The organism is Pseudomonas frederiksbergensis (genome assembly GCF_017114915.1).
Classification (GTDB): domain Bacteria; phylum Pseudomonadota; class Gammaproteobacteria; order Pseudomonadales; family Pseudomonadaceae; genus Aquipseudomonas; species Aquipseudomonas frederiksbergensis_I.
Genome location: NZ_JAAUOE010000013.1, coordinates 78,284 through 104,721, shown reverse-complemented (window position 1 = coordinate 104,721; position 26,438 = coordinate 78,284). Strand labels below are relative to the sequence as shown.

At 60.8% G+C, this 26,438-nt stretch carries 21 protein-coding genes; 8 read left to right on the top strand and 13 right to left on the bottom strand.

Annotated elements, in window-relative coordinates:
• The first annotated feature begins 22 nt into the window (after nt 1-22).
• The 3 genes from metF (at nt 23) to HCU66_RS12425 (ending at nt 3,939) form a co-directional block, all read left to right on the top strand.
• Nucleotides 23-868, top strand: a complete 846-nt coding sequence (gene metF / locus HCU66_RS12435) for a methylenetetrahydrofolate reductase [NAD(P)H] (RefSeq protein WP_205888761.1) — start codon at nt 23-25, stop codon at nt 866-868.
• Nucleotides 869-1,046: 178 nt separating this feature from the next.
• Nucleotides 1,047-1,862, top strand: a complete 816-nt coding sequence (locus HCU66_RS12430) for a substrate-binding periplasmic protein (RefSeq protein WP_205888760.1) — start codon at nt 1,047-1,049, stop codon at nt 1,860-1,862.
• Nucleotides 1,863-2,085: 223 nt separating this feature from the next.
• Nucleotides 2,086-3,939, top strand: coding sequence for an RNA helicase RhlE2 (locus HCU66_RS12425; RefSeq protein WP_205888759.1), 1,854 nt, complete (start codon nt 2,086-2,088; stop codon nt 3,937-3,939).
• Nucleotides 3,940-4,008: 69 nt separating this feature from the next.
• On the opposite strand, the gene HCU66_RS12420 is transcribed toward HCU66_RS12425, so the two are convergent.
• Together HCU66_RS12420 and HCU66_RS12415 are read right to left on the bottom strand one after the other, a co-directional pair.
• A complete protein-coding gene (locus HCU66_RS12420; protein ID WP_205888758.1) occupies nt 4,009-4,602 on the bottom strand; it encodes a YceI family protein in 594 nt (197 codons plus the stop codon).
• Nucleotides 4,603-4,634: 32 nt separating this feature from the next.
• The gene (locus HCU66_RS12415; protein ID WP_205888757.1) at nt 4,635-5,186 is read right to left on the bottom strand and encodes a cytochrome b; all 552 of its coding nucleotides are present in this window, start codon (nt 5,184-5,186) and stop codon (nt 4,635-4,637) included.
• Nucleotides 5,187-5,494: 308 nt separating this feature from the next.
• On the opposite strand from HCU66_RS12415, the gene HCU66_RS12410 reads away from it, so the two are divergent.
• Nucleotides 5,495-6,397, top strand: a complete 903-nt coding sequence (locus tag HCU66_RS12410) for a YncE family protein (RefSeq protein ID WP_338136422.1) — start codon at nt 5,495-5,497, stop codon at nt 6,395-6,397.
• Between the two features lie 136 nt (nt 6,398-6,533).
• Here the strand turns inward: HCU66_RS12410 and HCU66_RS12405 are convergent, their stop codons facing one another.
• Nucleotides 6,534-8,303 carry a flavin monoamine oxidase family protein gene (locus tag HCU66_RS12405; protein WP_205888756.1) on the bottom strand — a complete coding sequence of 590 codons (1,770 nt, stop codon included), beginning with the start codon at nt 8,301-8,303 and terminating at the stop codon, nt 6,534-6,536.
• Between the two features lie 222 nt (nt 8,304-8,525).
• On the opposite strand from HCU66_RS12405, the gene HCU66_RS12400 reads away from it, so the two are divergent.
• The gene (locus HCU66_RS12400) at nt 8,526-9,932 is read left to right on the top strand and encodes an adenosylmethionine--8-amino-7-oxononanoate transaminase (RefSeq protein WP_205888755.1); all 1,407 of its coding nucleotides are present in this window, start codon (nt 8,526-8,528) and stop codon (nt 9,930-9,932) included.
• A gap of 139 nt (nt 9,933-10,071) precedes the next feature.
• Complete coding sequence (locus HCU66_RS12395) at nt 10,072-10,791, top strand: 16S rRNA (uracil(1498)-N(3))-methyltransferase (RefSeq protein WP_205888754.1); 720 nt, start codon at nt 10,072-10,074, stop codon at nt 10,789-10,791.
• Between the two features lie 44 nt (nt 10,792-10,835).
• Here HCU66_RS12395 and HCU66_RS12390 read toward each other — a convergent pair whose 3' ends face one another.
• Entirely contained in the window at nt 10,836-11,738 is a 903-nt protein-coding gene (locus tag HCU66_RS12390; protein ID WP_205888753.1) for a transporter substrate-binding domain-containing protein, read from the bottom strand.
• A gap of 27 nt (nt 11,739-11,765) precedes the next feature.
• Nucleotides 11,766-13,010, bottom strand: a complete 1,245-nt coding sequence (locus tag HCU66_RS12385) for a D-amino acid dehydrogenase (RefSeq protein ID WP_205888752.1) — start codon at nt 13,008-13,010, stop codon at nt 11,766-11,768.
• A gap of 107 nt (nt 13,011-13,117) precedes the next feature.
• Between HCU66_RS12385 and HCU66_RS12380 the strand changes: the two genes are divergently transcribed.
• The gene (locus tag HCU66_RS12380; RefSeq protein WP_205888751.1) at nt 13,118-14,044 is read left to right on the top strand and encodes a LysR family transcriptional regulator; all 927 of its coding nucleotides are present in this window, start codon (nt 13,118-13,120) and stop codon (nt 14,042-14,044) included.
• On the opposite strand, the gene trhA is transcribed toward HCU66_RS12380, so the two are convergent.
• The 3 genes from trhA to HCU66_RS12365 all read right to left on the bottom strand — a co-directional run bounded on the left by trhA (nt 14,032) and on the right by HCU66_RS12365 (nt 15,880).
• Nucleotides 14,032-14,649 carry a PAQR family membrane homeostasis protein TrhA gene (trhA, locus tag HCU66_RS12375; protein WP_205888750.1) on the bottom strand — a complete coding sequence of 206 codons (618 nt, stop codon included), beginning with the start codon at nt 14,647-14,649 and terminating at the stop codon, nt 14,032-14,034. The genes HCU66_RS12380 and trhA overlap by 13 nt on opposite strands.
• A 213-nt stretch (nt 14,650-14,862) precedes the next feature.
• The gene (locus HCU66_RS12370; RefSeq protein WP_205888749.1) at nt 14,863-15,288 is read right to left on the bottom strand and encodes a hypothetical protein; all 426 of its coding nucleotides are present in this window, start codon (nt 15,286-15,288) and stop codon (nt 14,863-14,865) included.
• A complete protein-coding gene (locus HCU66_RS12365) occupies nt 15,251-15,880 on the bottom strand; it encodes a nucleotidyltransferase domain-containing protein (RefSeq protein WP_205888748.1) in 630 nt (209 codons plus the stop codon). The genes HCU66_RS12370 and HCU66_RS12365 overlap by 38 nt, the downstream gene beginning before the upstream one ends.
• 462 nt (nt 15,881-16,342) lie before the next feature.
• Between HCU66_RS12365 and HCU66_RS12360 the strand changes: the two genes are divergently transcribed.
• Nucleotides 16,343-16,720, top strand: coding sequence for a DUF6124 family protein (locus HCU66_RS12360; protein WP_205888747.1), 378 nt, complete (start codon nt 16,343-16,345; stop codon nt 16,718-16,720).
• 153 nt (nt 16,721-16,873) lie between these two features.
• Here HCU66_RS12360 and HCU66_RS12355 read toward each other — a convergent pair whose 3' ends face one another.
• From HCU66_RS12355 to pilH, 5 genes are all read right to left on the bottom strand, one after another.
• Nucleotides 16,874-17,329, bottom strand: coding sequence for a chemotaxis protein CheW (locus HCU66_RS12355; protein WP_205888746.1), 456 nt, complete (start codon nt 17,327-17,329; stop codon nt 16,874-16,876).
• Nucleotides 17,322-23,237, bottom strand: coding sequence for an Hpt domain-containing protein (locus tag HCU66_RS12350; protein ID WP_205888745.1), 5,916 nt, complete (start codon nt 23,235-23,237; stop codon nt 17,322-17,324). The genes HCU66_RS12355 and HCU66_RS12350 overlap by 8 nt, the downstream gene beginning before the upstream one ends.
• A 37-nt stretch (nt 23,238-23,274) precedes the next feature.
• Complete coding sequence (locus HCU66_RS12345) at nt 23,275-25,332, bottom strand: methyl-accepting chemotaxis protein (protein WP_205888744.1); 2,058 nt, start codon at nt 25,330-25,332, stop codon at nt 23,275-23,277.
• Nucleotides 25,333-25,479: 147 nt separating this feature from the next.
• Nucleotides 25,480-26,034, bottom strand: a complete 555-nt coding sequence (locus HCU66_RS12340) for a chemotaxis protein CheW (protein ID WP_205888743.1) — start codon at nt 26,032-26,034, stop codon at nt 25,480-25,482.
• A gap of 10 nt (nt 26,035-26,044) precedes the next feature.
• Nucleotides 26,045-26,410 (bottom strand): twitching motility response regulator PilH, encoded by a 366-nt coding sequence (gene pilH, locus HCU66_RS12335; protein WP_007987790.1) that lies wholly within the window; start codon nt 26,408-26,410, stop codon nt 26,045-26,047.
• Nucleotides 26,411-26,438: the final 28 nt, after the last annotated feature.

Here is a 26,438-nt window from a genome sequence, read left to right as displayed (position 1 = left end):
ACGTGTTTCCAAGGATATGACCATGTCCCAAGAACGTCGCTACAGCTTCGAATTCTTCCCGACGAAGACCGATGCTGGGCATGAAAAACTGATCGCCACTGCCCGTCAGCTGGCGACCTACAATCCCGATTTTTTCTCCTGCACCTATGGCGCTGGCGGTTCGACCCGTGATCGCACCCTCAATACCGTGTTGCAGCTTGAAAGCGAAGTCAAAGTCCCTGCCGCGCCGCATCTGTCTTGCGTGGGCGACAGCAAGGCCGACCTGCGCGGCCTGCTGAGCCAGTACAAGGCAGCCGGCATCCAGCGAATCGTTGCGCTTCGCGGTGACCTGCCCTCGGGCATGGGCATGGCCAGCGGCGAGATGCGTCACGCCAATGACCTGGTTGAATTCATTCGTGAAGAGACCGGCGATCATTTCCACATCGAAGTCGCCGCTTACCCGGAAATGCATCCGCAAGCGCGCAACTTCGAAGACGATCTCAACAACTTCGTGCGCAAGGCCAACGCCGGCGCCAACAGTGCGATCACCCAGTACTTCTTCAACGCTGACAGCTACTTCTACTTCGTCGAGCGTGTACGGGCGAAGGGTGTGAACATCCCGATCGTGCCGGGGATCATGCCGATCACCAACTACAGCAAGCTGGCGCGCTTCTCCGACGCTTGCGGTGCGGAAATCCCGCGCTGGATTCGCAAGCAACTGGAAGCCTACGGCGATGACACCCAGAGCATTCAAGGCTTTGGTGAGCAAGTCATCACCGAAATGTGCGAACGTCTGTTGCAGGGTGGCGCACCGGGGCTGCACTTCTACACGCTGAACCAGGCTGAACCGAGCCTGGCGGTGTGGAATAACCTGAAGTTGCCCCGTTAAGAAAAAAGGCAAGATCAAAAGATCGCAGCCTTCGGCAGCTCCTACGCCCCTGCGGGGCGCTGCCGATGGCTGCGATTTTTTGCTTTTCGGTGCCCCTTTATTGTGCAGTCATATCCTGAGATAGAGCTTCTGGATCCGGTTTCTGGCTCTTTATGATTTCTCGTCGTAATCTCAAGCCATGCCCCTGATCGCCCAGTTACTGACCGTGCTTCTGTTCACTTGCCTGAGCTTCACTGCTCGGGGCGAGAAGCTGCGTATTGTCACCGAACCCTGGGCGCCTTACGTCTATGAAGAAGGCGGCAAGAACCTCGGGCTCGACTACGAAACCACGGCCATTGTCTTCAAACGCCTGGGGATCGACGTGGAATGGCAGTTCCTGCCATGGAAACGCTGCCTGTCGATGCTTGAGCAAGGCCATGCGGACGGTGTGCTGGATATTTTCCACAGCGATGAACGCGAAGCGACCCTGCTCTACCCCAGCGAACCGCTCTCGCAAGTCGAGTTCGTGATGTTCTACGCCAATGAACGACCGTTTCCATTTCGCACCCTGGACGACCTCAAAGGCCTGACCATCGGCACCTCGCCGGGCTACCTGTACAGCAAGGACTTCAGTGAATCGACGCTGTTCACCCGGGAACCGGCCCCCACCCATGAAGCCAACTTCGGCAAACTGGTGCGCGGCCGGATCGACCTGCTGATCACCGATCGCCGGGTCGGCCAACACTTGCTCGATCAACTGAATATCCGCGACAGAATCACCGAGAACCCGACCGTCATCAGCCAGCAGAGCCAGTTTCTGGCGGTACGCCGTAATGCCGGGATGGATTTGCTGGTGCAGCGTTTCGGTGCCGAGCTCAAGCGTTTCAAGCGCGAACCGGCCTATGCCGAACTGAGCGCCCGCTATGGTGCCGGCCCGGCCACCGAAGCACGGGCCGCCAACGCCACCACAACCGACAGAAGAACCGTTGAGCAGCAGGAAAGCGGCGCACAGTGATTGCTCTGTTATACTCCGGCCTTCCCGCCAGGCTCACGCCCGGACGCTCGGACTTGTTCAAGGCATCTCGATACCGCTACAGCGCAGCTTTACCAGCCCGCGCGAGCGCTCCAGACGAGCCTTCGAGGCCCAGCAGGACCGGACGGGATTGCGTCCTCTTAAACGCCATTCGCGCCAGGCAAGACTCCCATTGGGCCAAGCCCTAACTAAAACAGGATTACTCATGTCCTTTGCTTCCCTCGGTCTCTCCGAGGCTTTAGTCCGCGCCATCGAGGCAGCGGGCTATACCGAGCCTACTCCGGTGCAACAGCGGGCCATTCCCGCCGTGTTGCAAGGTCGCGACCTGATGGTTGCGGCACAGACAGGTACTGGTAAAACCGGCGGCTTCGCCCTTCCGATTCTGGAGCGGTTGTTTCCCAACGGTCACCCGGACAAATCCCAGCGTCACGGCCCGCGCCAACCGCGCGTACTGGTCCTGACCCCAACCCGCGAACTCGCGGCCCAGGTACACGAAAGCTTCAAGGTCTATGCCCGTGACCTGAAGTTCGTCAGCGCCTGCATCTTCGGCGGCGTCGGCATGAACCCGCAGGTTCAGGCCATGTCCCGTGGTGTCGACGTGCTGGTGGCCTGCCCCGGCCGCCTGCTCGACCTCGCCGGCCAAGGCAGTGTCGACCTGTCCCACGTGGAAATCCTCGTGCTGGACGAAGCCGACCGCATGCTCGACATGGGCTTCGTCCATGACGTGAAGAAAGTCCTCGCCCGCCTCCCGGCCAAACGGCAGAACCTGTTGTTCTCGGCGACCTTCTCCAAAGACATCACCGACCTCGCCGGCAAGCTGCTGCACAACCCGGAGCGCATTGAAGTCACGCCGCCGAACACCACGGTCGAGCGGATCGAACAGCGCGTATTCCGCCTGGCCGCCAGCCACAAGCGTTCGTTGCTGGCGCACCTGATCACCGCCGGCGCCTGGGAACAGGTACTGGTGTTCACCCGCACCAAGCACGGCGCCAACCGCCTGGCCGAGTACCTGGACAAGCATGGCCTCACCGCCCTCGCGATCCACGGCAACAAGAGCCAGAACGCCCGCACCAAAGCCCTGGCCGATTTCAAGGCCGGTGATGTGCGCATCCTGGTCGCCACCGACATCGCCGCTCGCGGCCTGGACATCGACCAGTTGCCCCACGTGGTCAACTTCGAACTGCCAAACGTCGACGAAGATTATGTGCACCGTATCGGTCGTACCGGTCGTGCCGGTCGTTCGGGCGAGGCGATCTCGCTGGTGGCTCCGGACGAAGAGAAACTGCTCAAAAGCATCGAGCGCATGACCAAGCAGAAAATCGCCGATGGCGACCTGATGGGCTTCGACTCCAGTGCCGTGGAAGCCGAAAAACCGGAAGTTCGCGAGCGCCCGGATGTACGTAACCCGCGCAACCCACGAGGTCCGCGCGGCGACGGTCCGAATGGCGGTGGTGGCGGTCGTAAAGACAAAGGCAAGGACAAGGGCAAGGACAAACCGGCTGCCGGAGGGGATCGCGGCGAGCGCCCGGCCCGTCAGCAGAAACCTCGTGAAGGCACCCGCGAACAACGTCAGCCGAGCCAGCCGCCACGCGCTGCCGCTGATCGCGCACCGGACGAGTTCCTGGACGACGATATCGATAACTTCGGCAACCGCGTCGACTACGTGCCTCAAGCCAAACCTGCTCAGGGCCGCGGTCGCCGTCCGGGTGCTCCGGCGCAAGGCGCAGGTGCTCCGCGCACCGGTCAGTCACAGGGTCGCCAGAACGGCCCGCGCAACAGCAGCGGCGCCTCCACCGGCACCCCGCCGGCCAAGCGCAGCGGCCCACGCAGCGGTGCTCCACGTGACGGCCAGGCCCGCCGCGAAGAGTCCCGCAACCGCCGCCCGGGCCGTGACGACCAGTCACGTTCGGAACCGGCCGTGCAGAACCCGCGCAGCCCCGCACCGAAGATCATCCACAAGGAATCGAAAAGCGATCGTTTCCCGACCCCTGAGCAACTGGATCAACTGCCAGGCCGTCCGCGCGGCGAAAAACCAGCGTTGCTGACCCGCAACCGCTGAGTTTTTCAAAGCCATAAAAAACGCCCCGGATCATGAGATCAGGGGCGTTTTTTTTGGCCGGCGCGAAAGTTACTTCGCTTTGACACCTTCAAACGTCACGTACAGCTCAACCGCGTCGGACGTTGGGCCCAGGTCTTTCTGCTTGCCGAAATCGGAACGCTTGATGCTGGTGGTGCCTTCGAAGCCGGCACGGTAGCCGCCCCATGGATCCTTGCCTTCACCCAGGAAAGTGGCCTTGACCACGATTGGCTTGGTCACACCCAGCAAGGTCAGGTTGCCGGTCACGTCGGCAGTGTCTTTGCCAGCGGCGTTTTTGCCGGTGGGTTTGACGCTGGTGGAGACGAACTTGGCGTCGGCGAATTTGCCCACATCCAGGAAGTCACCGCTGGCGATGTGCTTGTCGCGTTCGGCGTGGTTGGTGAACACGCTGGCAGTGCGCACATTGAACTCGATCTTGCTGTCTTCAGGCTTGGCAGCGTCGAAGCTGAACTTGCCGTCGATATCCTTGAAGGTACCGGTGATGTAGCTGTAGCCCAGGTGGCTGATCTTAAAGTCAACGAAGGCGTGCTGGCCTTCTTTGTCGACCACGTAGTCGGCCGCCATCACGTTAGCGGACAGCAGAGCAGAACCGATTGCCAGTGCGGCGAGCGTCTTTTTCAACATGCTTTCTATTCCTGTGGAGTCAAGGTTGAACATCAGGCTTTGCGTCCCAGCATTCGCGTCAGGGTCGCATCACGATCGATAAAGTGGTGTTTCAATGCTGCCAACGCATGGAGACCGGAAAAAATTACCAGTACCCAGGCCAGGTACAAATGAATCACACCCGCGGTGTCTGCCTGGTTCGGTAGTCCGGAAACCAGCGCAGGAATTTCAAACAGGCCAAACACCGGAATCCCGACACCGTCTGCGGTGGAAATCAGGTAACCGGCAATCATCACAGCGAACAGACTGAGATAAAGGAAGGAATGGCCCAACTTGGCGCCAAGGCGGGTCATGGGGCTATAGCTCGACAGGAGCGGCGGTGGTGGGCTGATGTAGCGCCACACTACCCGCAGCAACATGACGGCGAATAACACCAGGCCAATGCTCTTGTGCAGATCCGGCGCGTCTTTGCGCCAGGTGCTGTAGTAGTCGAGGCCGACCATCCACAACCCCAACGCGAACAGGCCGAAGACCGCGAGCGCCACGCCCCAGTGCATGAAGATACTGACCCAACCGTAGCGGGAAGAAGAGTTACGTAGCTGCATTGCCCAAACCCTGTAAGAACTGCGCCCAAGACTATCGAGTTATCTATCGATTTAAAGCGGAAAATTTCGCTCTGAAATATCGAGAAATACGATCAAGACCTTGGAGTCGAGAGGTTAAGAGAGTGTTAACCAGATAAAAAAACCTTCAGGCGCCCTCCTTATTTTCATTTGAGAGCCGATACCACTCGTCAGAACTGTCATATTTGGCAGTAGCTGCCATGACGGGTCATAGGTGAACTTGAACTCTGGCGTTTGTCCGGGCATCTGAAAAGGGGTTCTTTCATGCATCACAATTCGAGTTCATCCCCGTGCTGACACGCAATCCATCCAATTCGATACCCGTAGGGGAAGGACCGCGAGGGATAGCCATCAGCGCCGATGGATCACGGGTTTTTGTTTGCAATTACATGTCGGGCAATGTGTCCGTCATCGACACCCGTGACAAAAAGGTCATTCACACCATCGCCGTCGAGCAGTATCCCCGAAGCATCACCCTTGGCCACGGGGGGAAAAGAGCTTATGTAACCAACTACGGCTCAGGTTCGGTTTCGGTTATTGATACCCAGACATACGCAGTAGGTAATGTCAGGGTGGGGAAACACCCTTGGGATGTCGTTGTGAGCCGGGACGGAAAGCAGGTTTACGTCACCGTTCGACAGGATAAAGAGTGGTTGGCAATTATGGATGCCCGTACTTATGCGGTAAGCAGAGTCCGAGGCTTACCCTCACCGTCCATCAGTGTGGATATCGGCCAGGACGATTCGCGTCTTTATATTTCCAGCACCAACGCCCCTGGCGGCCCTTATCAGGACGCGCTCACGGTTCTCAGCAGCAAGACTTTCGAAGTCATCAATATCATCAAAACCGAACAATACCCGTCAGCGGTGACTGTCAGCCCAGATGGTAGAAAAGTGTATATCGTGTGTCAGGATGCTCGAAAGCTGACCGTGTTGGACACTGGTTCATCGACCACCCGGCATTTCGATTTTGTGACGTGCGAAGGGAAAATAGTGTTCGGTAAAAAGAACGCTTATGCCGTTGATCAAACCAACAAAGAGGTCGTGGAAGTGAGTACGACCACGCATGAGATTGTTCACAGGAGCCCCATTCCTGGCGCTTTAGAACCGCGTGAAGTGGTTCTTGATCAATACAACCGTGCCTATATCAGCGACTACCTGAGCGACGAAGTCCATATTGTTAAGGTCAATTAAGCCAAAGCACCTGTAGGAGCGGGCTTGCCCGCGAATGCGGTGTGTCAGGCAACACTAATGTTGACTGTACCGCCGTCTTCGCGGGCAAGCCCGCTCCTACAGGGTTCGCCCTGCCGCGTTTTTTTGATCCCGAGACTTACTGTGTCTTGGTTTCAGTCACCACCGGCGCCTTCGCGGCGGTACTGGCCGCTGGTTTCTTCACCGGCTCAGTCTTTTTCGCCGTTGCCTTGGCTGGAGCCTTCTTGGCTTCGGTTTTGGCAGCAGGTTTTTTCACTGGCGCTTTGGCCGGTGCTTTCTTCACCGGCTCGGCCTGTACCGGCACCACTGGCTTCGGTGCCTCAACCGGTGCCGGCGCCGGCACAACGACCGGGGCAGGAGCCGGAGCAACCGGTGCCATGGGCTCTGGCGCCTTGGCCGGTTCCGGTTTGTCGTCAGAACCACCGAACAGGTTGGTAAAGAAGTTACCTTTCTTCACCGCCACAGCACCGGCCGCTGCTGCGGTCGCCGCCGGCACAACCTTCGCCGGTTCAAACGATTTGCCCGCCGCCAGGTCTTCCAGCTGGCTGGCCGCACGCTGACCAGTGCGCAAGGCGCCTTCCAGGGTGCCAGGGTACAAGGTATCGGTGTGTTCGCCGGCAAAGGCTACACGTTGCAGCGGACGTTCCCACAGACGCCAGTACTTGCTGATCTGGCCCGGGCCGAAGGCCAGGTAAGCGCCGCCCATCGATGGGTCAGTGCTGTAGCGACGGATTTCATAACCGGTAAACGAACCGCGTGCCTGTGGATAAAAAGCGTGCAGACGAATCAGTACCTGATCGGCCATCTGCTTGTCGCCGAAGGCCTGCATCACCCGTGCGTTGTCGCCGGAAATGTTGATGATCACGTTGGCGCCGCCCTTCAGGGCTGGCTCGACCCACAACATGCCCAAGCCGGCGTTGCTGTAGATCTCGCCGGACATGCGCGCCTTGCTTTCCCACACCGGCGTCTTGAACTTCAGCATGATCTGGTCACGCCAGCCGTAGTTGGTGCCTTTGATGGCGCCCATGTGCTGAGCGTCCAGCGCCGGGATCATCTGGATCTTGTTCAGTGCGCGCAACGGCACGGCCAGCACGACGTAGTCCGCCTGATAGCCAACACTGCCGACCTTGACGGTCACGCCGTCCTTGTCCTGGGTAATGGACGAGACGGGGGAGCTGGTCTTGATGGTTTTCAATTGTTTGACGAAGGCCTGGGCCAGCACCGGGCTGCCGCCGGGCAGACGCGAAGTGCGCAGGTCACGGTCGGCAATACCACGGTAGACGCGGCTCTGTTGTGCGAAATACAGCAGCGACAGGCGCGAAGGTTCGTCATAGCGGGTACGAATCTGCTGATTCACCAACTGACGCGCGGTGGTTGGCAGATTCAAGCGATCGAGCCAGTTGGATACGCTGATCTGGTCAAGGGCGAACAGCGTGCTGTTGGCGGCCGGGTTTTGCGGGTCTTCAATCGAGCGCGCCAGGTCATCCAGGGTCTTTTCGTAGCGTTTCAGCGCTTCGGCGGTGGCCGGCTGTTTAGTCGCCAGATCAGCGGCGGTGAAGTATTCACCGTCGATCAGGTAGCCCGGGGTCCGCACGAATTCAGGGGCTGGCGTGGTGCTCAGCTTGAACGTCGAGATGTACTTGTTCAAAACCGGTTGGGTCTTGTCGTTGCCGATCCACTCACTGGTGGCCATGCCGGAGCGACCGCCCAGGGTCGGCTTGGCTTCCAGCAGGGTGACCTGCCAGCCTTTGTTCTGCAGCTCGTACGCCGCGGTGAGGCCCGAGAGCCCGCCGCCGACCACGATCGCCGTTTTATCCTTGGCCAGCGCCGAAACGCTGAACAGCCCCAACATCACCAGCGCACAGGCGCGCAGCCAACCAGCAGACATTCAGCGAACTCCGGAAATACACGAGGAAATAGCGGTTTGCGAGTCAGACGACTCAAAGAACCGCGAAGAATACGTCAGCCATCAAAACGCCGCCAGCGACGTCTACCGCCTAATAACAAGGTAACTCAATCGACAAAATGAGTTGTTCCCATTAGGTGCATTGCATAGGCTTGCGCGATTGTTTGCCCGCGTACCAAGCGAGCCGCCTCGAGGAGACTGAACATGGGCCTGAATAATCAGTGGATGCAACGCGATCTCGCGGTGTTATGGCATCCCTGCACCCAGATGAAAGACCACGAACAGCTGCCGCTGATCCCGATCAAGCGTGGCGAAGGCGTGTGGCTGGAAGACTTCGAAGGCAAACGCTACCTCGACGCCGTCAGCTCCTGGTGGGTCAATGTGTTCGGGCATGCCAACCCGCGGATCAACCAGCGCATCAAGGATCAGGTCGATCAGCTGGAGCACGTCATCCTGGCCGGTTTCAGCCATCAGCCGGTGATCGAACTGTCGGAGCGTCTGGTGAAGATGACGCCCGACGGCCTGACCCGGTGCTTCTATGGCGATAACGGTTCGTCGTGCATCGAAATCGCGTTGAAAATGAGCTTTCACTACTGGCTCAACCGCGGCCAGCCAAACAAGAAGCGCTTCGTCACCCTCACCAACGGTTACCACGGCGAGACCATGGCGGCGATGGCGGTGGGTGACGTGCCGCTGTTTACCGAAACCTACAAAGCCCTGCTGATGGACACCATCAAGGTGCCGAGCCCCGATTGCTACCTGCGCCCCGAGGGCATGAGCTGGGAAGAACACTCGCGCAATATGTTCGCCGCCATGGAACAGACCCTGGCCGACAACCACGACACCGTGGCCGCCGTGATTCTGGAGCCCCTGATTCAGGGCGCCGGCGGGATGCGCATGTATCACCCGGTGTACCTCAAGCTGCTGCGCGAAGCCTGTGATCGTTATGGCGTACACCTGATCCACGATGAAATCGCCGTCGGCTTCGGCCGCACCGGAACCATGTTCGCCTGCGAACAAGCCGGCATCCGCCCGGACTTCCTCTGCCTGTCCAAGGCCCTGACTGGCGGTTACTTGCCGTTGGCGGCCTGCCTGACCACCGATGAGGTCTACAGCGCCTTCTACGACGACTACCCGACCTTGCGCGCTTTCCTGCATTCCCACAGCTACACGGGCAATCCGCTGGCCTGCGCGGCGGCATTGGCGACGCTGGATATCTTCGAAGAAGACAACGTCATCGAGAACAACAAGGCCCTGGCCCAGCGCATGGCCTCCTCCACCGCCCACCTGGTCGATCACCCGAACGTTGCCGAAGTGCGCCAGACCGGCATGGTCCTGGCCATCGAGATGGTCAAGGACAAGGCCAGCAAGACCGCTTACCCATGGCAGGAACGTCGTGGTTTGACCGTGTTCCAGCATGCGCTGCAGCGAGGTGCTTTACTGCGGCCATTGGGCAGCGTTGTGTATTTCCTGCCGCCTTACGTGATTACCCCGGAACAGATCGATTTTCTGGCCGAAGTGGCCAGCGAAGGCATCGACCTCGCCACCCGTGACAGCGTCAGCGTGGCGGTGCCGAAGGACTTTCATCCAGGCTATCGCGATCCGGGCTAGGTTTTTCTCGTTCCCACGCGCAGCAAAGGAATGCAGCCGGGGACGCTCTGCGTCCCAAAAGCGGACGCGGAGCGTCCGGTGAGGCATTCCCACGCAGAGCGTGGGAACGATCAGTTCAGACGAATTACAGAGACCCCAGATGAGACTGTCCCGCTTCTTTATCGACGCCCCCTTGAGCACCGGCGAACACGAGCTGCCCGAAGCCCAGGCGCATTACATCAGCCGTGTGCTGCGCATGGCCGAGGGTGATGCGGTGCAATTGTTCGACGGCTCAGGCCATGAGTTTCGCGGCACGCTGGCGGAAGTCGGCAAGAAGCGCGTGGTGGTGCAGGTCGATGAAAGCTTCACCGGGCAGGTCGAGTCGCCGCTGGCGGTCCATCTTGGTCAGGGTTTGTCCCGTGGCGAGCGGATGGACTGGGCGATTCAAAAAGCTACCGAACTGGGCGTCAGCGAAATCACCCCGATTTTCACCGACCGCTGCGAAGTCCGCCTCAAGGACGAGCGCGCCGACAAACGCCTGATGCACTGGCGTCAGGTGGCGATCAGCGCTTGCGAGCAGTGCGGACGCTCACGGGTGCCGGTGATTCATCCGCCGCTGTTGTTGGCCGATTGGCTGAAGCAGACAGAGGCCGAGTTGAAGCTGGTGCTGCACCCGGTGGCCGAGCCGCTGGTGAGCCATGCGAAACCGACGACGCTGGCGTTTTTGATTGGCCCGGAAGGCGGGTTGTCCGACGCGGAAGTCGAACAGGCCAAGACTGGCGGTTTCCATGCCGCCCGCCTCGGCCCTCGTGTATTGCGCACAGAAACCGCGCCGGTGGTGGCGTTGGCGGTAGCCCAACAGTTGTGGGGCGATTTTTAGGTTTGATCGTTCCCACGCTCTGCGTGGGAACGATCTTTCAGGCACTACTGCACCGGTTCACTCACCGGCCTGGCGATAATCGCCTTCAACTCGCTGGTCATCGGAAACTCAAGGTTCAAGCCTTTAGGCGGAATCGGCTGCTGGAACCAGCGGTTGTAGATGCCATTGATTTCCCCTGAGCTGTACAAATCGGCGAGCGTCGCATTCACCAACTCAAGAAATTGCGGATCGTCCTTGCGCACCATGCAGCTGTAGATTTCCCGCGATTGCTCCTCGCCCACCACCACCCACTTATGCGGATCGCGCGCCTTGGCCCGTTCCCCATAAAGCAGCGCATCGTCCATATAGAACGCCGCCGCCCGACCTGACTGCAGCATCTGGAATGCTTCGCCGTGGTCCTTGGCGCTGATCACGAACATATCGATCTTGTGATCGACGTTGTAGCTCTTCAGAAACCGCTCATTGGTGGTGCCGGCGGTGGTCACGACGTTCTTGCCGCGCAGGTCGGCGAAGCTTTTGATACCGCTGTCCTTCGCCGTCAGCAACTGCCCCTTCACGTAGATAAACCCGTAGGAAAACGCCACTTGCTGCATGCGCTCGGCGGTCACGCCGGTGGAGCCGCATTCAAGGTCGACCGTGCCGTTCTGCACCAGCGGAATGCGCGTTTGCGAGGTCACCAGGTTGTACTTCACCTGCAGATCCGGCAGCTCGAGTTTTTGCTTGATGCGCTCGACAATCTTGCTCGCCAGATCCACCGAATAGCCCATCGGCTGCCCCGTATTATCACCCACGTAAGAGAACGGCACCGACGCGTCGCGATAGCCCAGGGTGATGCTCTTGGCATTGGCGACCTTGTTCAGCGTGCCGGTCAGCGGCGCTTCGTTGGCCTGGACCTGACTGGCGAGTAGCAGGCCGAGGGTGCAGCCGATCAACGTGACTTTTTGCATTGTTATTCTCCGTTGTGGGTAAGGCGATTAGCGGTGACGCAGGGGTGTCAGGCCCTGTATTTCGATCGGAGGCGCGCGTCGGCTAATCAAATCGCCGAGCAGCCGAGCGCTGCCGCAAGCCAGGGTGAAACCGAGGGCGCCATGGCCGAGGTTGAGCCAGAGGTTGCGGTATGCCGTGGCGCCAATCAACGGCACGCCGCTGGGAGTGGCCGGGCGCATGCCTGCCCATTCGATGGCAGCGTCGTAATCGCCGGCATTGGGCAAGGTTTCCTGTGCCTGGCGCTTGATCAGCGCCAGTCGCTTGGGATCGAGCGCCGGGTCGAAACCGACAATGTCGACCATCGCCGCCACCCGCAGTTGTGCACCGATGCGGGCGTAAACGATCTTGCGGTTGTAATCGGTGATGCTCAGCTGCGGCGCGCGATGTTCGGCGCGGATCGGCAGGGTCAGGCTATAACCCTTGAGCGGGTACAGCGGCAGGTTCATGCCCGGCAACGCCAGCGCCGGGCTGCGATGACCGGCAGCGATCACCAGTTGCTCGACCGGCAGCACCTGCGCGCCCATTTCGATGGCCTGCACCGCGCCGTCCCTGTGGCGAATGCCGGTAACCGTGCGGCCCAGCAAGAACTCGCAGCGCCCCGATGCCTTGAGCCGGGCCACCAGTTGCTGGCAGAACGCATGGCAATCGGCGACTTCTTCATCGGGCGTGTAGATCGCGCCCACGAACGGCGCCTTGGCAAGTGCCGGTTCCAACTGCGCGCACTCGACCTGGGACAACACCTGTTGCTGTCGCGGATCCGCCAGACCTTGGCGCGCATGCTCGAAACTTGCGGCTTCACGAAACGTCACCAGTTTGCCGTTGCGCCGCCAGTCGAAACCGTCGAGACGGTCTTCGTCGCGCCAGCCTTGCAGCGTGGCCTGGCTCAGCAGCGCCAGACGCAGCAGATGCGCACCATTGCGCTGATTCACCGAACGCCGGCAGGCCGCCAGAAAGGACGCCATCCAACGCCATTGCGCCGGGTCCAGGCGCGGGCGTAGCTTCAGCGGCGAGTCGCCGCGCAACATCCAGCCCAGCGCCTGCAACGGTACGCCGGCATCGGCCAGTGGCGCGACATAGCGGTAGGACAACTGGCCGCCGTTGGCGAAACTGGTCTCGCTGGCAAACGAATCCCGGGCCTCGATCAGCGTCACGTCCATGCCGTCGCGAACCAGTGCGTAAGCCGTCGTCAGCCCGATGACGCCGCCACCGATGATGCAAACCCGCTGAGCCATGTCTGTCCTTAAGCGTTGTTGGAACAGGCTTCAGGTTAGGACCAGGTGACAGCCGTTGAACAATGCATAAAGATGCCTGACCCATAAACAAAGGTTATGGACTTGCCATGCGACTGCGACACATCGAGATCTTCCAGGCCATTCGCCAGACCGGTTCGGTCAGTGGCGCCGCCCAGTTGCTGCACGTGTCGCAGCCGGCGGTGAGCAAAGTGCTGCAACACGCCGAACAGCAACTGGGTTTTCCACTATTCCTGCGGGTGCGCGGCAAATTGCAGCCGACGCCCGAAGCTTTGGAGCTTGAGCGCGAGGTCGATAAGGTCACTGAAAGCCTGCAAGGCGTGCGACGCCTGGCCCAGAGCCTGCGTCGCGAGCCGGGCCACAGTGTGCGGATCGGCGCGATCCCGGCGCTGGCCTTGTCGCTGCTGCCGCCGGCGATCAACGAATGGACACAACGCTACCCGGAAATCGCCTGCGAACTGTCCAGCGCCCACAGCCGCGAGCTGATGCAGAATTTGCTGATGCGCGAAGTGGATGTCGCCCTGACGCTGCAAGCGCCGGATCACCCGGGCCTGAAGGCGCAGCCTCTGGCCAGTGGAATGCTGGTGGCGCTGGCGCCGAAGGGCTATTGGGCCGACGACACTCACGGCAAACCACTGCCGTTAATCGAACTGGCCGGTGCGCCGCTGATCGGCCTGTCCAGCGCCGACCCGCTGGCCGCCAGACTCGACAGTTACCTTGAGGCGGTCGATCCGCCACCAAAAGTACGCATCGCGGTGCAGACCTACTCGCTGGCGCGGGCGATGGTTGAATCCGGTGCCGGGTTAGCCGTGATCGACCCGTTCACCGCGCTCGGCGCGTCCCCCGCCACCACAGCGATTCGCCCCTTGGCGCCGGCGCTGCCGATCGCCCTGTACGCGGTGACCCGCGCCGACGAACCGCCGCCACACACCTTGAGCGACTTGTTGCAGGTGTTCAGCCGACGGGCTCAGGTGCAACTGGATCGCTTGATCCCGTCGCGGCCTCAAAGGACATAAAACAGAATCGCCACAAAGTGCAGCAAACTCCCGGCAATCACGAACAGATGCCAGACCCCATGGGCATGGCGCAAACGGCTGTCCAGCGCAAAAAAGACAATCCCCACGGTGTACAACACCCCTCCCGACGCCAGCCAGGCAAACCCGACAGGGCCCAGAGCCGCCAGCAGTGGCTTGACCGCCACCAGCACGATCCAGCCCATTACCGCATAGATCACGATCGACAGAATCCGCGCTTCCGAACGCGGCTTGATCTCTTGCAGAATACCGATCAGCGCCAGCCCCCAGACAATCCCGAACAGCGTCCAGCCCCACGGCCCGCGCAGGGTCACCAGGCAAAACGGTGTGTAACTGCCGGCAATCAGCAAGTAGATCGAAAAATGATCGACCTTCTGCATGATTGTTTTCTTGCGCCCGCGCACGCTGTGGTACACGGTCGAGGCGCTGTAGAGCACCAGCAAGGTGAACGCGTAAATCGCCACACTGACGATCTTCCACGGGCTGCCGTCCGTACTGGCGATCACCAGCATCCACACGCCCCCAACAAGCGCCGCCACCGCCCCGACCAAATGCGTCCAGGCGTTCAATCTTTCCCCGTGATACATGTGTTGCTCACCTCTACGTTCATTAACGCCGCGCGCAAGGCTCAGGCCTCAAGGTTAAAAGCGCAATGTTTCAGAACACAATGCTCACCCGTGTAGGAGCTGCAGGCGTGCGCCCGAGGAATGGGGCGCACCGGCAACTGTGGAAGCGGGTTTGCTCGCGAAGAGGCCGGCACAGACTCCACATTTTTCGAGATCAGAATGAATGCGCGGTAGTTACAGTCCGGTCATCTGCTGCTGCACGCGAAGCAGAAGCTGCGCGGTGATTTCCACCAACTGCGCCAACAATGCCTCATCTTCATCCATATAGCCTTCGTACTCCGCCAGATTGCGCCGCTCATGACATAGGGCCAACACTCGAACCTGTACCTTGTTCACATCAGCGGTATGCACCAGACACTGAAATACCAGATAGCGCTTGTCCGAACGGTAACCACACAAACGCAGAGCAGTCAGGGCGACAGCGTGAGCGGCGTTGTAAGCCAGATCGAATCGACTTGCGAACGAAAGTGAAGTGGCTTGCGCATCCTTCAACCGATCCAATGCGGAACGCATCAACCCTTCACATTCCTTGCGATCCGGCGGCTCGGCCTTCAGCCCACCACTACATAACAGATTCTCCAGATTCTCGTTGCTGCCCATCCTTGGACTCCAAAGGGTTTTCACCCAACAGGTTGATCTTGTCCTGTTGCACTACCCGCACGACAAAGCTGTTTTCAGCCGCCAGTTTTGCGGCCCAGTCTTCAGGGGTGTAGAGCGTCGGGTTGAGAGTGCGGCCCAGTTGTTCTTCCATAGGCATGAGCCGCTCCATCACTTCACTGTAGTGCAGGCCCTCGCCGATCAGCATGAGATCAATGTCACTGGATGCGTTTGCCTGATCCTTGGCGATAGAGCCGTACACAAATGCCCAGGTGATCTGTTCGGCAAAGGGTTGGAGCGCCTGACGCAAAGGCTCGGCAATACCAAAGGTTTTGCGGGCGATGCCCAGCAGTTCGGCATAGATCGGGCAATCGGGATTGGCTTGATAGTGGGTCTGGTTGCCCTGACGGGTCATGGTCAGCACGCCTGCCCGCTGCAACCGATCCAGCTCGCGCATGAGGCTGCCTTTACCCACTTGAGCCCAGCGGGCGATCTCGTTGGCGTAAAAACTTCGGTCGGGTTTACCAAACAGCAGGCCGAGCACTTTTTGCTGGGTGGTGGTGAACAAGGCTTCGCTCAATGACAGGTTTTTCACGGCAACGACCGATAAGTCCCAAAAAAGGAACGATAGGTCCCTTTTTGGGAATCTTCAACTTAATGCAGAAACCTTTGTGGCGAGGTTCGACCGCTCGGGGTTTTGTGTTTAAAAGTTTGTCCGCAGGAACGGTGTGAGGCTACGCAGTCTGGCGTCGCAGCCTACAGCAACACCGGAACCCGCCGACTGGTGCGCATTTGCGTTGATCTTTATCGTTTGTGTGTCGCTGCCAACCGCAACGACCGGGATTGGAACCCCGTGGTGTTAACGAGGCAAAAGCGCCTTTCATAACGTATGCTTGCGCACCTTTAATGTGTGCACTCCGTTATGGCGGCTGTGCGCGGGAGACCTTAGTGTCTGTCGGGTTTTGTCCGTTTGCCCGGGTTCCAGCCCGCGTACAGCTGCCACCCCTTCGATTGGAACCCGATGGAGCAGCTGAAACTCATTAAATGGAGCTTCACTATGTTCAAAGCTACTCCCAATCCCCCGGAAACCGACACCGATTCCCAAGCATCACTCGATGCAGAAAAAATGAAGGAAGCCGCCGACCGCGCCTTCTCCCATTACTTCCCGCCACCCCACGAAAAACCGGCCAAACGCCGTAAGTCCCGGCTCTTCAGCGTCTCCCCCGATATCGATACCGAAGCCCTTCTGGCCAATGCCTCCGAAGACCTGCTGTCCATCAGCGCCATTGCTGCCGATCTGGCGGACGATGTGGAAGGCTCACGCCGCTCTGTAGCCTTGGCGCTCAGCCGTTTGGCAGATGGCGTGCAGTTGTTGGTGGAGCGAGTGCTGGATCATCATGAGTCGTTGCAGATGAAGGCTCGGGCCGGGGTTTAGCGCAGAAACCCTGTGGCGAGGGGGCTTGCCCCCGTTCGGCTGCGCAGCAGTCGTAAAACCATTGTTCTCGGTGTACCTGATACACCTCGATTGCAGGTTTTGGGGCCGCTTCGCGACCCAGCGGGAGCAAGCTCCCTCGCCACAGGGATCCGGTCAGACCAGACCCGCACCTACAAGCAGTTCCTCCAGCGCGAGCAAGTCAGGCACCTTGGCCACTTGCTCCCCTACTTGCACCGCCGCCTTTTCCAGCGGACACAACGGCACATCCACATAGCTCAACTGACTGTCGAGTTTGTAAGAGCGCGGAATCCCCTGCACCAGCAGCGCAATGAACTTCAGCTCAGGCCTTCCACCGAGGGCATTGAGAATGACAATCCGCGCCCGCTCACCGATCGCCACTTTGTTGCCACACGCCGATTCGAAACTGAGCAGTGGTATCTGCCGCTCCCGCCACTGCACCCGTCCCAAATACCACGGAGGGGTGTCGAGGTCGAAGGCGCCGGGTTGGTAATCGATGAGTTCAGCGACGGCGACGTTGGGTAGGATCAGGTTGCGGTCGGCCAAAGGCAGCAGCAAGCCGGTGAGGTTGCTGGAGCGGTGTTCATGCATGGGTTTTGCTCCACCGGGCGATGCTGTCGAGCAGCACCGATTCCTGATACGGCTTGCCGAGGTAGTCGTTGACGCCGATGGCCATGGCGCGGTCGCGGTGTTTCTGGCCGGTGCGGGAGGTGATCATGATGATCGGCAGATGCTGCAGACGTTCGTCGGCACGGACCTGGGTCGCCACTTCGAAGCCGTCCATGCGCGGCATTTCGATGTCCAGCAGCATCAGGTCGGGCCTGTGCTCTTCGAGCAGCAACATGGCGTCGACCCCGTCCTTGGCGGTCAGCACGTTCATGCCGTGACGTTCCAGCAGACGGCTGGTGACCTTGCGCACGGTGACCGAATCGTCGACCACCAGCACCAGCAACGGTCGTTGCGATTCGGGCTCTACGTCCTGCGTCACCGGCCTTTGCGGCACCCGCGCCTGCATCGCGCGGATCGGCGCCAGCAAGTCGAGAATCAGCACCACCCGACCATCGCCCAGAATCGTCGCGCCGGACAAACCCTGCACCGCGGCGAATTGCGGGCCGAGGCTTTTGACCACGATTTCCCGGGTGCCGGCCATGGCGTCCACCTGTACCGCGACGTGCCGCTCGTTGCATTGCACCAGCAACACCGGCAACGGTAGGCTCTGGCCCAGCAGTTTCGGGCGGGTGCTGGTTTTCAGCAGCTCGCCGAGATAGCACAACTCATAACGCTGCCCGGCGTATTCGTAGGTTGGCGGATCGAGTCGGTAATGCCCTTCAAGTTCGTTGGGCAACACCCGAACGATGCCGTCGATGGTGTTCAACGGGATCGCGTATTGATCCTCCCCGCATTGCACCATCAGCGCACGGTTGACCGACACGGTGAACGGCAAGCGAATGCGGAAATGCACGCCCTGCCCCGATGTCGAGTCGATGCTCATGGTGCCGCCGAGCTGCCGGACTTCTTCGTGAACCACGTCCATGCCCACGCCTCGCCCGGAGATCTGGGTGATTTTCTCGGCGGTGGAGAACCCCGGCTGCAGGATGAATTGCAGCACGTCGCGGTCGCTGATGTCGCTGTCCGGGTCGAGCAACCCGCGCTTGATCGCCTTGCGCCGCACGGCGTCCAGCGGCACGCCGGCACCGTCGTCGCGGATATCGAAAATGATGTCGCCGCCCTCTCGCGACAGGTCGAGGGTGATCTTGCCCTGGGCCGGTTTACCAGCCGCGATCCGCACTTGGGCCGATTCCAGGCCATGGTCGACGGCGTTGCGCAGCATGTGTTCCAACGGCGCGGCCATGCGTTCGAGGACGTTGCGGTCCATCTCGCCTTCGGCGTTGCCGACGATGAATTCCACGTCCTTGCCCAGCTCGCTGGCAACCTGACGAACGATACGCTTCAAACGCGGCAGCATTCGCTCGAACGGCACCATGCGCGTGCGCATCAGGCCTTCCTGTAATTCGGTGTTGATGCGGCCCTGCTGTTGCAGCAGGTTTTCCGCATCCTGATTACGCCGGTCGAGGGTTTCCTTGAGGTCGAGCAGGTCGGAGGCGGACTCGAACAGCGCCCGCGACAGTTGTTGCAGCTGCGAGTGACGGTCCATCTCCAGCGGGTCGAACTCTTCGTAGCCCAGCCGCTCGGCCTCGACTTGCTGACGGCTGAGAATCCGCCCCTGGGTTTCGGTATCGAGGCGGCGCAACTGGTCGCGTATGCGTTCGATGGTGGTTTCCATCTCGCTCAGGGCCACCCGTGCGTCGTTGACCTGTTGTTCGATGCGCCCGCGAAAGATTGAAGTTTCCCCGGCCAAGTTGACCAGGTCGTCGAGCAACTCCGCCGAAACCTTGACCGTGTCGGCGCCTTCGGGTTGGGGTGCTGCTGGCTCGGCTTTAGGCGCTACAGGCAGCGTCACGGGTGCCGATGTTTCGGGCACCGCCGGATGGCTGAAATTCTTGATCGCATCGATCAACCGATCGGCCGGTGGCAGTGGCTGACCGGCGCGGGTGGCGTCGAGCATCTGCGCCAGTCGGTCATGGCTGCGTTGCAACAACGAGAACAGCTCGGCGGTGGGTTGCAGCACGCCCGCCGACAAGCCTTCGTAGAGGAATTCCAGTTCATGGGCCAAGTCGCCAATCGGCGCAATTTCCACCATCCGTGCGCCACCCTTTAGGGTGTGCAGGTCGCGCAGCAGGGTTTCCACTTCCTGGCGATTCGACGGCTCGGCCTGCCAGCGCAACAGTGCCGCGCCGGAGTTTTCGATGATGTCGAAACCTTCTTCGAGGAAGATCTCCAGAAGCTCGGAATCATGGCTCGCCGAATCATTGCTGGCCGCCGGTTCAATCACGTCCGCACTGCCGGCATTGCCCAGACGAAACGCTCGAATGGCCTCGATCAATTCGCCCGGGTCGCCCAACGGACGGTTGTGCTGCAACTGCTCGAGGAACACGGCCAGTCGGTCATGGCTCTGTTGCAGCAATTGCGCCAGTGCTTCGCTGTGGCTGTAACGGCGGTCCACCAGGCCTTCGTAAAGGCTTTCCAGTTCATGGGCCAGATCGCCAACCGGCTCGACCTCGGCCATCCGCGCACCGCCCTTGAGGGTATGCAAATCGCGCTGCAAGGACAGTAGCGGCGCGGCGTTGTCCGGGTCGCTCAACCAGCGCTGCAAGGCCTGGCCGGCGCTTTCGAGGATATCCACCGCTTCATCGAGGAAGATCGAAACGATTTCATCGTCCAGCTCCACCTGAGTGGCGGCTTGCTCCAGCTCGGCCGTGGCGCTGCCCAGCTCCCGAATGCTCAGGGTACGGCTGCCGTCACTGCGGATCAGGCCCATGGACGAGGGATCGAGACTCTCATCGAGCAAATCGCGCAAGGCCCGCACCCGCTGCGGTTGCGCCGTGACCTCCTGGCCGGCGGCCAGTTCGTCGAGCATGTTGATCAGCGCTTCGTGGGCACTTTGCGCCTCGTGGAAAAAACGGTCGCTGACCGCCAGGCTGCTTTCTTCCACAGCACCATAAAGGTCGAGCAAGGCTTCGCAGAGTTCATCCACCGGATGCAGGTCGGCCAGGTGCGCGCTTTCGCCGAGGGTGGTCAGTTCGTCCAGCAGCGCGCTGAGTTCCTGGCGCTCGCCGGGATGCTGCTGCCAGCGCTGCAACAGGCTTTCGGCGTCCAGCAGGATGTCCATGCCCTGGGCGAGAAAGTTGTTGATCAGTTGCGGGTCGCGCTTGATGCGCAGCTTGGTATCGGGCGCGCTCAGGAGGCTTTGCAGACGGTCGGCCAGCAATGCCCGGGCTCGTTCGATCAACGCACGGGCGTCGGGGATTTCGCCCAGCGGGTCGCTCTTGAGTTGTCGCAGCCCAAGGCGAAACAAGCCTTCGGCTTCCAGCAGCAATTCGACTTCGTCCAGGTCGAGGGCAATCCGGTGCGCTTTGTATTCCCGGGCCAATTGATCCAGCGACGCCGCCAGCTCGGCAATCGGCAGCACGCCGGCCATGGAGGCGCTGCCCTTGAGCGTGTGCAAGGCCCGCTGCAACTCGTCGCTGGCCTGCAGCGGTACGTGCTCGGCGGCCTGATCGAGGAAGCGATTGAGGCTGTTCAAGTGGGTTTCGGCTTCGTTGCGGAAGATCTCCAGCAACAGCGGATCGAGCGCCGCGACATCCTGTACGTCCTCATCGGACAGCAGCTCATCGCCCTTGGCGAGGGCATGGGCGCGGGCGGCCAATTGGTCGACATCGTTGCGCTGGCGCTGGGCATTGGCGGCGAATTCGGTTACCAGTTCCGGCAGCAGCTTCAGCGCATCGCCCACCAGGTGCTGCACCGCAGGCGAGGGCGCAACGCTGTGTTCAAGCACGCGGTTGAGCAGGTTTTCCACCGCCCAGGCCAACTCGCCCAAGACCAGCGCGCGGACCATCCGGCCACTGCCTTTGAGGGTATGGAAGGCGCGGCGCAATTCACTCAAGGCCGATGGGCTGTCGGGGTTGGCCGACCAGCGCGGCAGGTACTCCTGAAGGATCTCCAACACTTCGTCGGTCTCTTCCAGGAAGACTTTCCGCAGCTCATCGTCCACCGGCTCTTCACCGGCGGGCGGCGGCAACAGACTGCCCGGCGTGGTCAGCGCTGGCGGGTTGACGGACGAGACGGGGCTGGCCAACACATCGGCCAACGACTGGACGGTCTTGAGGTCGTCCAGTTCCTGTATGCCCTGTATGTCCTGCATGTTCTGCATGGCTTCACTGGGGCTGAGTACAGCCTCAAGCATCGGCACCTGCTGTTCGCTGGGGAAGCAACCGAGTGCGGCCAGGCCTTTTTCCGCGACGTCGAGCAGTTGTTCACCGGGCGCTTCGGGGTCGTCGCTGAGGCGCTCCAGGTAATACTCGATGCTGGTGACGACATCGGCCAGGCTGTCCAATTGCTGCCAGCCGGGCTGGCCCGGGTCCACCAGCAGATGTTCGCGGATAAAGCCGTTACAGGCCTCGACCAGGCTCGCCGCGCGGGCCAACGGAATCATCGCCAACGCACCGCGTACTTGCGTCAGCAACGCCGGCAAGGGTTGCAAATACTGGCGGTCCCAGTCGGCGTCGATGTAGTCGACGATCATGTCCTTGGCCTGTTGCAGGCAGATGCGCGCTTCCTTGATCACGATCTGGTGGATCTGCGTCAGGTCGGTGGTCGGCAGGCGACTGTCTTCCTGGCTTTCCGGCTCCACGGTGCCGACCATGCCGGCCAGGGTCGCTTCGACGTAGAGCAAGGCCCCGGCGACGTCCATGAGGGTCGCGTCGTTGGGTTCGCGCTGGCCCTGGGCGAGGCTCAGCACCACCGCCAGTTGATCGATGATGACCTTGCGTGGCTGACCGAAACCGAGCACCGCCAGGGTGTCGGCGATTTGCCGCAGGGGCGCCAGCAGGCTGTCGAGGTCCGAAGTGTGCTGGCGGTCGCTGCGCACGAACAGGTCCAGACGCTCCTTGACCCGCACCAGCTCTTCGCACAGCGCCGCCAAAACCGAGCGCATGGCGTCGCGATCCGGGCCGACCAGCCGTGCTCGTTCTTCGTCGACCATCGCGCTGTCGGGTAGCGCGTCGTCAAGGGAGTAGCGATCTTTCATGGTCAGCATCTGTCCGGTGGGGTGTTCGGCCTTGGCAATATAGAACAACAAACTCTTGAGCAGCTCTGCCGGTGCCGGTTGATTGATCCCGGGCATGCCCTGTTCGAGCAAACGCTTGAGCTCTTTGTCGGCGTCCTTGAACAGGCTGCGCAAGGTGGGGCTGTTGGCGATCGAGCCATTACGCATACCTTCGACCAGCGCCGAAGCGACGTGCCATAACGGACTCAGGGGCGCATCGCCACACAGCCCTTCAAGGCGCGAAAAAACCCTGGCCAGATAATCGAAGTGGGTGTCGTCATCCTGCTCGCGCAGCAAGCCGGCAAGCGCCATCTGCAACATCTGTCGCAACTTGCGCAGCACATTCGGCAAGTCGGACGGCTCCAGCAGCGCCAGGGCTTGCTCGCTCAGGGGCGGCAGGTCCGGCAGTTGCGGGCTGAACAGGCTGGTTTCCGACAACAGACTTTCGCCACGGGCGCTGCGCAGGTCGTTGATCAGCGGCAACACCACCAGCGGCAAGTCACGGCGGGCGCCTTGCACCCGGTCGAGGTAAGTCGGCAATTGCCCCAGGGCATGCAGCAAGAGGTGGATCGCCTCGTCGCGATGGCTGACGCGGTTCTGCTGCAAGGCGCTGATCAGTTGTTCGATTTCTTCGGCGAGCAGGGCCGCGCCGTAGAACTCGACCATCTGCAAACCGCCGTGAACCTGATGGACACAGGCCAGGCACTCACTCAGGGCGTGAGTCGCCTGCGGGTCGTCGATCAGGGTTTCGATCGCCTGATGAGCCTGCTTCAGCGTTTCGGCAATCTCGCCTTTGACCCACTCGAGGGCCACATAGTCGTGCCGATCACCCATAACTACTCCAATCAAGTTGCGTCCGCCCGGGGGCGGTTCAAGCGTTGTCCGCAGCCTGTACAGGCTTGGCCGGCAAGGTGAAACCGGACACCGAACGCCGTAGCTGGCTGGCCATTTTCGCCAGGTTGCCGATGCTCTCGGCAGTGGCGGTGGAGCCGGACGAGGTCTGCGTGGTGATCTGCTGGATCACGTTCATCGTCAGGGAAATCTGGCCGGCCGAAGTCGTCTGCTGCTGCGCGGCGTTGGAAATACTCTGGATCAGCGCCGCGAGGGTCTTCGATACGCCTTCGATTTCTTCCAGGGCCACTCCGGCATCCTGCGCCAGACGCGCACCGCGTACCACTTCGGTGGTGGTCTGCTCCATGGAAATCACCGCTTCGTTGGTGTCGGTCTGGATCGCCCGCACCAGGGTTTCGATCTGCCGGGTCGCCGCGGATGAGCGCTCGGCCAGGCGCTGTACTTCGTCGGCCACCACCGCAAAACCGCGCCCGGCGTCACCGGCCATTGAGGCCTGAATCGCCGCGTTGAGGGCGAGGATGTTGGTCTGATCGGCAATGTCATCGATCAGGCTGACAATGTCGCCGATTTCCTGAGAGGACTCGCCCAGGCGCTTGATGCGCTTGGCGGTGTCCTGGATCTGTTCGCGAATATTGTCCATGCCGTGGATGGTGTTGTGCACCACCTCGTTGCCCTTGTTGGCAATCTCCACCGAACGCTCGGCCACCGCCGAGGATTCCGCGGCATTGGCCGAGACCTGATCAATGGACTGGGCCATGTCGTTGATCGCCGTCGAAGCTTCGGAAATCTGCTGGGCCTGATGCTCCGAGGCCTGGGCCAGGTGCATGGCGGTGGCCTGGGTTTCCTGCACGGCAGCGGCGACCTGGCCGGCGGTGAGGTTGATGGTCGCCACCAGGTCGCGCAACTGGTCAACGGAATAGTTGATCGAGTCGGCGATCGTCCCGGTGAAGTCTTCGGTCACCGAGGCGGTCACGGTCAGGTCGCCGTCGGCCAGGTCTTCAATTTCATCCAGCAGACGCATGATCGCGTTCTGGTTGCGCTCGTTCTTCTCGGCGGTTTCACGCAGTTGCCGGTTGGTTTCGCGCACCATCACTAGCCCGATCAGGATGATCGACATCAGTGCCAGCAGGCCCAGCACATAACCGCCGATGGTGTCGGTGTCACGTCCGCCGGCGAGATTTTCGAAACGGCTGGCCAGGTGCGAGGCTTCATCGAGCAGCGTTTGCGACAGGGTAAAAATGTTGGTGGCCGATTCACGGACCTTGAACAGCTCCGGCGAAGTTTCGAGGATTTCGTCCACCGAACCCGAGACGAATTCGAACAGCTCGGAAATTTCGGTCAACCGGGCGCGGGCATCACGGTCTTCGACCTGGCTGACTTTCAGGGCCGCATTGCCCTGAAGCATGCCATTGAGTACCTGGCCGAAACGCGCCGCGTCGCGGCCGAAAGCGTCGGCGGCCTGCTGCGAGTTTTCGTCGCCGGACAGCACAGTGTTCACCGCGCCGAGAATCCGCTCGGCCAGCAGCGACTGACGCTGGGCCATCGCCACCTGCGCGGCCGGGGCGCCACGTTGCAGGAGGGTTTCGACGACCTTTTCATACTCGACCTGCAACTGCGGCACGGTTTCGGCCAGGGTCGCGGCGACTTGATGCAAGGACAACACGGTCTGTTCGCTGGAGAGAATGGCGTCGGTGTTTTTCAGCAGACGTTCCCAGTCCAGTTGCACGGCGCGCATTTCCGGGCGCACGGTGGACGGCGCCGGCGGCAGGCCGGTGGACGGATCGCCTTTCTTCAGATAGCCCCAACGCTGGGCGAAATCATTGCGCGCATCGCTGAGCAACTTGAACGCCGCGGCCTTGCCGGCGGCGGCTTCGGTGGCATTCTTGGCGATGCGTTGCGACAGCACGCGCAGCTCACCGGCGTGGCCGATGTACTGTTTGTCGTAGTTGGCCTGGGTGTTGAGGTACGCGAAGTTGGCGAACAGCAGCATGATGAAGATGATCAGCGCGATGAACAGCACGATGATCTGCGACCGGCTGCGCGACCCTTCTGGCTTGCCTGCTTTTGCTTTAATCATCGGTCCTCGCCTGTCCTACCCAATTCAACCTATGCCCCGTAGGAGCGAGGCTTGCCCGCGAAGCAGGCGCTGCGGTCTTGCAGGAACACCGCGTTTTCGTTCTTCGCGGGCAAGCCTCGCTCCTACAGGATTGCGCCACCGCCCCGGCTACAGCGCTACGTTCATGAAACCTTGCGACTGCGCCAACGCAAACGGGCTGAACACCTGCCAATTCTGTTCACGCTGAAACCGGCCTTTGACGAACGGTGCGATCGGCCCCAGCTGCTCGTCCATGGGCACCGGTTCCAGACTGTCCTGGGCAAAGTGCTGCAAGCCAAAGACTTCATCGACCATCAACCCGGCAAACACATCGTTGTGCTCCACCACCAATACCCGCCGCTGCTTGCGCAGGGCCGATAGTTCATGACCCGTCTCATTACCTGAAAAGAAGCCGCCCAAATCCATGATCGGCAGCAATCGCCCGCGCAGGTTAGCCACGCCTTTGACCCAGGGTTTCACACCCGGTAACTGTGTGAAACGCGGCTCGTGCAGCACTTCGCTGACCTCGCCCATGGGCGCGACATACCACTGCTCGCCCAGTCGAAAGCCGATGCCGCTCCAGCGGTCCTGTCGGGTCGGTTGGGACGGCAGGTCCGCCGCCAGCAGACGACAGCGCTGGTCAATCTGCAACAGCAGTTCGAAGGCCGTCAGCGACTCGGTCATGGCCGGACGATCAACCGGCCAGCACGTTGTTCAGGGTCTTGATCAGGGTGTCTTCGTCGACCGGTTTGGTCAGGTAGTCCCTGGCGCCTTGGCGCGTGCCCCAGACTTTGTCGGTTTCCTGATCCTTGGTGGTGATGATGATCACCGGGATGTGCCCGGTTTCCGGGTCTTTGGTCAGCTGACGGGTCGCCTGGAAACCATTGAGGCCGGGCATGACGATGTCCATCAGCACCGCGTCGGGTTTTTCCTGACGAGCCAGGGCCACGCCGTCGGCGCCGTTTTCGGCTTTCAACACCTCATGACCGTGCTTTTCGAGCATGCCGGTCAGTTTGTACATTTCGGTCGGCGAGTCATCGACGATCAGAATACGTGCCATGGTCTTCCCCATTCTTGTCGACACCGGG